Raw genomic sequence first — 1,237 nt, forward strand, 5'->3', positions numbered from 1 at the left:
ACACTTTTGTAGGTCATGATGATTTCTTGAAGTATTTCTTTTTCTGCTTCTGTAAGCTCTATATCGTCTTGTGTTTTTTTTTCTAGCCATGTTTCCACCCACCCACGCGTTCACCTAGATTATTGTGCTTTAAAATTTCTCTTGCTAAGTTTGAACTGATGGCGTTCAGATCTTGCCGGCTTAAATAAATTGGCAACCAACCAATACAAGAAGAAACATATTTATTTGTCGCGCAACCAGTCAGAGAGAGCAGTACGCACATCAGCATCACTTTTTTGATTAACTTCATTTTCCACCTCCAGCCGTGTTGTGGCTGCTTTTAAAGCTTTTTCTGTTTGCTTTTGTTGCGCTGCTTTTTTCCCAAGAGTAAAAGCTCTTGCTAATGCAATAAAAAAAGCGGCTAAAACCGCACCTGTTAGCATCAGATTTCTTTTATCCATAAGATCATAGACGGTGCTCCTGAAAGCGTTTAGCAACAAAGAAAATACCAGCACATGCGGCTAAAACCATGATGGTTGCCAAAGCCCATTGGATTGGTCCATTTCCTGCTAACAAACCACCAAGCCCAGAAAAAGAGCCAATAATCGGTGCAAGTGTTTCGGCTTTGAAAACCCCCGTTGGTGCTTGCGTTTCTACTGTTTGATAATTGGAGGAAACATAAGCCCCTTTTGCCCATAAGCCTGTTTCTGCCGCACGCCGGTGTGCTAGACCTTCAAGACGCTTCCCGCCTGCTTTGGTCCATTTCTGTAGCTCGGCAGGGACAGCTTCATATTCACCTTGATTGAGCTTTTTTAACAGTGTCGAGTTACAAAAGGCTCCTGTTCCTACATTATAGCAAAACGACACTAACGCCGCGAATTGTTCATCTGTTAATGAAATTGTAACAGCGCGTTCAACGACATTTTCAAATTGTCTTAAGTCTTGGCAAAGAAGTTCTTCTGCTTGCTTTTCAGTGATTGTCATGCCTTCGTAAATAAAAGGCTTTCCAGCACTGTTTGTATGTCCATAACCGATTGTCCACACCCCAATGGCATCTTTATAGGCGTTCAAACGCAAACCTTCCCATTGTTTGATAAGTGCTAGTCCTTCTGATGATATTTTTCGCATATGATTCTCCATAAAAAAAGCTCCGCAAAAAGCAGAGCTGGATTAAAAAATTGATATTTTTCCCATTTGAAAGGATGGCTTGTTAAAACCTATGTAGCTTGTTCATTGGAACAAAATAATGTATTTGACA

1 protein-coding gene and 1 pseudogene are annotated in these 1,237 nt (G+C 40.8%); both read right to left on the bottom strand.

What is annotated here, in order from left to right; all coding sequences use genetic code 11:
- Positions 1-221 precede the first annotated feature (221 nt).
- Positions 222-448: pseudogene (locus tag ACFIKD_RS09460) on the bottom strand (hypothetical protein).
- On the bottom strand, positions 445-1,107 hold the full coding sequence (locus ACFIKD_RS09465) for a lysozyme (protein WP_375647908.1): 663 nt from the start codon (positions 1,105-1,107) through the stop codon (positions 445-447). The pseudogene ACFIKD_RS09460 and the gene ACFIKD_RS09465 overlap by 4 nt, the downstream one beginning before the upstream one ends.
- Positions 1,108-1,237 lie beyond the last annotated feature (130 nt).

It is taken from the genome of Bartonella sp. CR84HXZ, from assembly GCF_042194535.1.
Lineage (GTDB): Bacteria > Pseudomonadota > Alphaproteobacteria > Rhizobiales > Rhizobiaceae > Bartonella > Bartonella grahamii.